Source organism: Kitasatospora sp. NPDC001683 (genome assembly GCF_053596495.1).
The window spans coordinates 85873-93320 of the sequence record NZ_JBSFGK010000028.1 but is presented as its reverse complement, the minus strand read 5'-3'; the positions used below and the strand labels follow the sequence as shown (position 1 = coordinate 93320).

6 protein-coding genes and 1 pseudogene are annotated in these 7448 nt (G+C 72.8%); 4 read left to right on the top strand and 3 right to left on the bottom strand.

All coding sequences use genetic code 11. From position 1 onward, the window contains the following. Nucleotides 1-112 precede the first annotated feature (112 nt). A complete protein-coding gene (locus tag ACWCYO_RS17640; protein ID WP_270148627.1) occupies nucleotides 113-571 on the bottom strand; it encodes a hypothetical protein in 459 nt (152 codons plus the stop codon). Between the two features lie 360 nt (nucleotides 572-931). Between ACWCYO_RS17640 and ACWCYO_RS17635 the strand changes: the two are divergent. Beyond that, a pseudogene (locus tag ACWCYO_RS17635) lies at nucleotides 932-1207 on the top strand (hypothetical protein); the annotation flags it as partial. 73 nt (nucleotides 1208-1280) lie between these two features. Further along, on the top strand, nucleotides 1281-2450 hold the full coding sequence (locus tag ACWCYO_RS17630; RefSeq protein WP_270148629.1) for an alpha/beta hydrolase: 1170 nt from the start codon (nucleotides 1281-1283) through the stop codon (nucleotides 2448-2450). Nucleotides 2451-2459: 9 nt separating this feature from the next. Here ACWCYO_RS17630 and ACWCYO_RS17625 read toward each other — a convergent pair whose 3' ends face one another. Both ACWCYO_RS17625 and kdpB read right to left on the bottom strand, forming a co-directional pair. Beyond that, the gene (locus ACWCYO_RS17625; RefSeq protein ID WP_270148631.1) at nucleotides 2460-2987 is read right to left on the bottom strand and encodes a universal stress protein; all 528 of its coding nucleotides are present in this window, start codon (nucleotides 2985-2987) and stop codon (nucleotides 2460-2462) included. 167 nt (nucleotides 2988-3154) lie between these two features. Further along, nucleotides 3155-5329 (bottom strand): potassium-transporting ATPase subunit KdpB, encoded by a 2175-nt coding sequence (gene kdpB / locus ACWCYO_RS17620; protein ID WP_449784695.1) that lies wholly within the window; start codon nucleotides 5327-5329, stop codon nucleotides 3155-3157. Nucleotides 5330-5645: 316 nt separating this feature from the next. Between kdpB and ACWCYO_RS17615 the strand changes: the two genes are divergently transcribed. Together ACWCYO_RS17615 and lysA are read left to right on the top strand one after the other, a co-directional pair. After that, a complete protein-coding gene (locus tag ACWCYO_RS17615; protein WP_270148634.1) occupies nucleotides 5646-5816 on the top strand; it encodes a hypothetical protein in 171 nt (56 codons plus the stop codon). Between the two features lie 17 nt (nucleotides 5817-5833). Continuing rightward, complete coding sequence (gene lysA / locus ACWCYO_RS17610) at nucleotides 5834-7183, top strand: diaminopimelate decarboxylase (RefSeq protein ID WP_449784694.1); 1350 nt, start codon at nucleotides 5834-5836, stop codon at nucleotides 7181-7183. The last annotated feature ends 265 nt before the right edge of the window (nucleotides 7184-7448 follow it).

Below are 7448 nucleotides of genomic sequence, written 5' to 3'. Positions count from 1 at the left end.
GCCGCGTTCGAGTTCGAGCATCAGCCGCAGCGCGGTGGACTTGCCGGCCCCCTCGTCACCGAGCAGGACGGTCACCATGCCCGGCCGGGCGTCGCGGTGCCGGGGCCGGCTGCTACCGGGTGTCGGAGTTCGAACGGGCGGCGTCGACCAGCAGTTGGACGGCGTCGAGCGGCAGGCCCAGCCGGCGGGCGATCCACGGGGCCGGGCGGCCGCTCCGGGCGAGCATCCAGGCCGAGTACAACTGGCCGAGCTGGGGTGCGCGTTCGGCGAGCAGCAGCGGGCGGACGGCCTCCATCGGGAAGCCCTCCAGCGCGCGGGCGCTGTACTCGCGCCCGTTGGGCCCGGGCGGCGGTAGCGGGAGCGGGCGGCGGGCGTCGAGCCAGCGGCTGAACAGGACCGCCCCGACGACCAGCAGCCCGGAGCAGGACACGCCGATCAGGGCGCCGCCGATGACCGGGCGGTCCTCCTCCTCGGCGAGGCCGAGGGCGACCTCCTCCAGCACCAGCAGGCCGAGGACGGTGAGCAGCACCGCCGCCTCGCGGGGGCGTGGGAAGAGCCGGGACGTCGTCATGGGGAACCTCTTCCTCGGCAGGGGTGCCGGGAGGCGGGGGCGGGCGCGGCGACTCACCTTCCGTACAACGGCGCCGGGCGGCCCGGGGTACGCCCGGAGAGGCCGGGCGGTGAAGGGCCGCGCACGGTGTTGACGATTCGTCAAAAACTCAACCATCCAAGGGAGTTCTGCCGACGGAGACAGAAATCCATCCTTCGGGACCCGTTGACAGCATAGCCGGGCCATGCCAACTTCGACACCCTTGTCGAAGTTCGCCTGCGGAGCGGTCGACTCCAATGCGTCCCCTGGATGATCCACCAGCACGGAGCGCGTGCGAATGGTGCCCGGACCCACTCGTGACGCCCGCCCGCCGAAAGCAGGCGCGCCCTGGTGCGGCTCGGCGCGGAGACGGTGGACTGCGAGGGCCGCAGCATCCCGCTGAAGGAGCTGCACGAGGCGGGGCGCGAGCGCGGGGTCGAGCTGTCCGCCGCCGGGCACGCGCTCGGCGCGACCCTGTTCGAACGCGTGCTGCGGGACGAGCACGGCGAGGTCCCCACCGCCGCCTTCCGCCGCTACCGGCTCCCGGCGTACGCCGACCCGCCGTTCCTGCGCGACCAGGTGTGGCAGGCGCTGGAGGAGCACCGACCGCTACGGTGACCCACGGCTACGGTGAGTAAGGTGAGCCGATTCTCCGGCCGGTGGTCCACAGTGGTAGGGGAGGCCGGGACCGATGGGACTCACCAGTCACAAGCTGCTGGCGCTGGCGGCGCTGCTCGCGGTGTGCACGGTGCTCGGCACGCTCTGGGTCTGGCCGAAGCTCGCCGTCCGCAGCTGGCCCGCGATGTTCCTGCGGCTCGGCACCGTCGCCGTCACCCAGCTGGCGCTGCTCGTGATGCTCGGGCTCGCCGTCAACGACTACTTCGTCTTCTACAGCAGCTGGTCCGACCTGTTCGGGCACGAGCACAGCGCCGGCGTCATCCAGGGCTCCGGCGGGGCTCCGAGCCCCGCCGGGACACCGAGCAGTGGCGGCACCCCGAGCAGCGGACCGGCCGGGGTGCAGGTGCTCGGTACGGCCCAGATCACCGGCGCCGGCTCGGTCAGCCGGGACCCGGCCCGGATCGGCCGGCTCGACAGGGTCCGGCTGCCCGGCGGCACCACCGGCCTGAGCACCGAGGGTTACGTCTACCTGCCGCCGCAGTACTTCCAGCCCGGCAACGGGGCCAAGCACTTCCCCGCCGTGCTGGTGCTGACCGGATTCCCCGGGGACGCCACCAACCTGGTCACCAAACTGCGCTACCCGGCCACCGAGCTCGACCTGCTCGGCAAGGGCGCCATGAAGCCGACCGTCCTGGTCCTGATGCGGCCCTCGCCCAGCATGCCCCGGGACAGCGAGTGCGAGGACGTCCCGCACGGCCCGCAGGCGCAGAGCTACTTCACCACCGACGTGCCCGCCGACCTGCGCGCCGGCTACCGGGTGCTCGGCGGCCCGGGCAGCCTCGGCGTCATGGGCGACTCCACCGGCGGCTACTGCGCGCTCAAGCTCGGCATGGTGCACCCGGGCACCTTCCCTGCGGCGGTCTCGCTCTCCGGCTACTTCAAGGCGGCGGAGGACGTGACCACCGGCGACCTCTTCGGCGGCAGCCAGCAGCGCCGGAACGAGGCCGACCTGAACTGGCGCCTGGCCCACCTGCCGTTGCCCGCGCTCGCCGTGCTGCTCGCCGACAGCAAGCAGGACGGCCGCACGTACGCCGACTCCACCGCCTTCGCGGCGGCGGCCCGCCCCCCGCTGGTGGTGGCCCAGGCGACGGTCGACACCGGCGGCCACAACTTCACCACCTGGGACCGACTGATCCCGCCCTCACTCGGCTGGCTCAGCGCGCACCTGCCGGACCCGGCGTAGCCCGGTTGTTCAGCGGGCCAGCAGCGGCAGCGGCGCCCCCGTACGGGCGGACAGCTCCAGCCGGGTCAGCAGCGCCGACGGGGAGACCTCGACCACCCGGCAGCCCGCCCGGTGCCGGCAGTACCGGGCCACCGACGTGCCGCGCAGCCGGTCGAAGCGGCGCCGGGTGGCGGCGCCGAGGACGAGCAGGTCGTCCGGGCCGGTGACGGCGGCGACCAGGGCGGGCCCCGGCTCTGCGTTCACCACCACCGGGTGGATCACCAGCCCGGACGGGTAGCCGCCGTAGGCCTGCTCGAACGCGACGTCCAGACGCCGCCGGGCGGCGTGCTCCAGCTCGGACAGCGGGCGCAGCACGTCCCGGTCGTTCGCCGTCCAGGCGGCGACGGGCACCAGCACGGCCGCGTGCCGGGCCGCCGTGCCGACGGAGTGGTAGAGGGCGGCCAGACTGCTCAGCGAGCCGCTCAGGCCGACGATCACCCGGGCGGTCCCGTCCGTGGGCCGGTTCGTGGTCCCGGTCGTGGTGGTGGTGCCGGTCATGGCCGTTCGCCTCCGTCTCTCCGGTCGCGTTCTGCCGGTTCCGCACTCCTTGCTTCGGATGCCTCCAGTCAACCCCGGAACCACTTCCTCCGTACCGGCGCTGACACCACCATGACGCCGGTCACACGCTTCTTGACGGCCCCCTGACGGGCATCCCCCGACGTGCGTCACCCCAGCCCCGGCACGAACTCGATCAGCAGGTCGATCGCCTTGATGCCGAGGAACGGCAGCACCAGCCCGCCCAGCCCGTACACCCGCAGGTTGCGCCGGAGCAGCTCGTTCGCGGAGGCGGGCTGGTAGCGCACGCCGCGCAGCGCCAGCGGGATCAGGGCGATGATGATCAGCGCGTTGAAGATGATCGCGGAGGCGATCGCCGAGGTGGGGCTGTGCAGGCCCATGATGTTGAGGTGGTGCAGCCCCGGGTAGGCATGGGCGAACATCGCGGGGATGATCGCGAAGAACTTGGCCACGTCGTTGGTGATCGAGAAGGTGGTCAAGGCGCCCCGGGTGATGAGGAGTTGCTTGCCGACCCGGACGATGTCGATCAGCTTCGCCGGGTTGGAGTCCAGGTCGACCATGTTGCCGGCCTCCTTGGCGGCCGGGGTGCCGGAGTTCATGGCGACGCCGACGTCGGCCTGGGCGAGGGCTGGGGCGTCGTTGGTGCCGTCGCCGGTCATCGCGACCATGTTCCCGGCGGCCTGTTCGCGCCGCAGGTGGGCGAGCTTGTCCTCCGGGGTGGCCTCGGCGAGGAAGTCGTCCACCCCGGCCTCCTCGGCGATCGCCATGGCGGTCAGCGCGTTGTCGCCGGTGACCATCACGGTCCGGATGCCCATCCGCCGCAGCTCGGCGAAGCGTTCGGCGATGCCCTCCTTGACCACGTCCTTGAGCTCGACCACGCCCAGCGCCCGGGCGCCGTGCCGGTCGTGCACGGCGACCAGCAGCGGGGTGCCGCCGGCCTCGGCGATCCGGTCCACCAGCGGCTTCGCCCCCACGGGGATCCGCCCGCCGGAGTCCACCACCCAGCGGGCGACGGCCGCCGCGGCGCCCTTGCGGATCAGACAGCCGCTGCCGTCCGGCCAGCTGAGGTCGACGCCGCTCATCCGGCTGTGCGCGCTGAACGGGACGGGCCGCTGCTCGCCCAGCTCGCCGGGGGAGCGCGGCGGCACCCAGTACTGACGGTTCGTCAGCTCGACGATCGAGCGCCCCTCCGGGGTCTCGTCCGCGACCGACGCCAACTGGGCTGCCTCGGCGAGCTGTTCGGTGCTCGCGCCGGGCAGCGGATGCAGCGCGACGGCCCGGCGGTTGCCGTGGGTGATGGTGCCGGTCTTGTCCAGCAGCAGCACGTCCACGTCGCCGGCGGCCTCAACCGCCCGGCCGGACAGGGCGATCACGTTGCGCTGGACCAGCCGGTCCATCCCGGCGATCCCGATCGCCGACAGCAGAGCACCGATGGTGGTCGGGATCAGCGCGACCATCAACGCCACCAGCACGATCGTGGTCTGCGGGGCGTGGGCATAGATCGCCATCGGCTGCAGCGAGACGACGGACAACAGGAAGACGATGGTGAGGGAGGCGAGCAGGATGTTCAGCGCGATCTCGTTCGGAGTCTTCTGCCGGTCGGCGCCCTCGACCAGGGCGATCATCCGGTCCACGAAGCTCTGCCCGGGGCGGGAGGTGACCCGGACCACCAGGTGGTCGGAGAGCACCTTCGTCCCGCCGGTGACGGCCGTACGGTCACCACCGGACTCGCGGATCACCGGCGCGGACTCGCCGGTGATCGATGACTCGTCGACGCTCGCCACGCCCTCGACCACCTCGCCGTCCTGCGGGATGACCTCCCCGGCCGGGACCAGCACGATGTCGTGCAGCATCAACTCCTCGGCGGGGAGCACCTCGTGGCGGTGGTCACGGGTGCCGACCCGCCAGTGCAGCAGCCGCCTGGCCGTCATGCCCTGCTGCGCGCGGCGCAGCGAGTCGGCCTGCGCCTTGCCGCGTGCCTCGGCGACGGCCTCGGCGAGGTTGGCGAACAGCACGGTCAGCCAGAGCCAGAAGGAGATCACCCAGGCGAACACGCTCGGATGGATGACGGCGCTGATCGTGGTCAGCGCCGAGCCGGTCTCGACCACCAGCATCACCGGGTTGCGCATCATCGTGCGCGGGCGCAGCTTGCGGACGGCGGCGGGCAGCGCCTCGGCGAGCTGTTGGCGGGTGATCAGCGTGCGGCGGGCCCGGGGAGTGGACGGGCGGTGGCTCGGCGGTGGCTCTGGAGCGGGTTCCGGGCGGCGGAACCAGTTCTGCTGGTCGCTGGTGGTGTCCGGTGGGGTGAGGGCCGAACGGCGCATCGTCTCGGGGACCTTCCGGGCCGCCCGGTGGAAGGGGGCGGCGGGCTCGGTGGCGACGGGGGAACGGCGGACAGCCCACCATCGGATTCCGCCGCGCCATGCCGCCGTTGACGCGGGCTTGGCGGGGAAGCGGCCGTTCTTGACAGTTCCCTGACACCGCGCTCGACCAGCTCGAACGCCCGTTCATCCGGCCTGTCAGGAGGGCGTCAAGGACGGCGGCCGGGGCGTACGGCCTGTGTCAAGGACGGGTGCGGTCGGTGTGCGGAGGGTTTCCACTGGAGGAGTCCAGCCCACCCGTTTCGAAGGAACCCCCGCCATGAACGACACCGCTCTCGCCGTCGAACCTCCGCTACGCCGGGTCGTCCGGCTCGCCGGCCACCGTTCCGCCGAGCAGCCGGAGACCCCGGCCCGGACCTCGCAGCCCGCGCCCGCCCACGACCGCACCCGCCCGGCGCACTGCCGCGTCGCGATGCAGTTCGAAGACTGACCCGGAGGAGCGCCACCATGACCCAGCTCACCGTCCGTTCCGCTCCCGCCGCCCCTGCCCCCGCCGACGCGCTCGGCGGCCCCTGGCCGGCCTCGGCGCGGCCCGGCCCGGGAGCCGACCTGCTGGTCGGCGGGGTAGGCCTGGCGGAGACGGCCGAGCGGTTCGGTACCCCGCTGTACGTGCTGGACGAGGGCGAGGTGCGCAGTCGCGCGCGGGCGTACCGGCGGGCGCTGCCGCATGCCGAGGTGCTGTACGCGGCCAAGGCCTTCCTGTGCAGCGCGATGGCGGACTGGGTCGCGGAGGAGGGACTGGGTCTGGACGTGTGCTCTTCCGGTGAGCTCTGGCTCGCGGTCTCCGCCGGCTTCCCGGCGCAGCGGATCCTGCTGCACGGCAACGCCAAGTCCCCGGAAGAGCTGCGGCTGGCCCGGCGGCTGCGGGTCGGGCGGATCGTCATCGACGGCCAGGCGGAGATCGCCCGGTTGGCGGCGCTGGTGGCTGCCGACACCCCGCAGAAGGTGCTGGTCCGGGTGGTCCCGGGGATCGCCGCCGGGCACCATGCGGCGGTGCGGACCGGGGTCGGTGGGCAGAAGTTCGGCTTCCCGATCGAGGGCGGCGACGCGGCCGACGCGATCGCCCGGGTGCTCGACCAGCCCGGCCTGGAACTGGCGGGCCTGCACTGCCACTTGGGCTCGCAGATCACCGAGCTGGAACCGTTCCTCCAGGCGGTCGACGCCCTGGTGCGGCTGCTCGTGGACGTACGCGACCGGCACGGCGTCGAGCTGCCCGAGCTGGACCTGGGAGGCGGCCACGGCATCAAGTACCTGCCCGGCGAAGCGGAGTTCGACCTCCCCGAGTTCGCGGTCCGGGTCACGGATCGGCTCGCAGTGCGCTGCGCCGAGGCGGACCTGGACGTGCCGCGCCTGATCGTCGAGCCGGGCCGCGCGATCGCGGGGCCGGCAGGGGTGGCCGTCTACCGTGTGCTCTCCGTCAAGCACTCGGCCGACGGCCGCACCTTCGTTGCCGTGGACGGCGGAATGAGCGACAACCCGCGCCCGGCACTGTACGGATCCCCGTACAGCGTCCGGCTGGTGGGCCGGAAGTCCGACGCGGGCGCGGCGCGGGTGGACGTGGTCGGCCGCCACTGCGAGGCGGGCGATGTGCTCGTGCGCGATGCCGTGCTGCCCGCCGACCTCCGCCCGGGAGACCTGCTCGCGGTACCGGCCGCCGGGGCGTACCAGCTGTCGATGGCCTCCGGCTACAACCTGGTCGGCCGCCCGGCGGTCGCGGCCGTGAAGGACGGCCGCGCCCGCCTGCTGATCCGCAGGGAGACGGTCGAGGACTTCCGCCTGCGCGAAGTCGGCCGCTGAGGCCGTTAATTCATTCGTTCGATTGGATTGACGGGTCTCCGTCCGACGGGGCAGCCGTCCACGGTCAAGACTGTCGCGATGCGCCACTGGGGTGCATCGCGACGGGAGGAGTTCACTTAGCCGGCCGCCACCGCCCGCATTTGCGCGAGAAGTCGACCGGGCCGACTTCTCGCGCACGATGGTGGCGGCTCGTGCCCTCTCTTCCACTCCCCGTCAAGCAGCTGGTGAAGACAAGACTGCAACTCCGAACCCTCCCCCGCGCGGG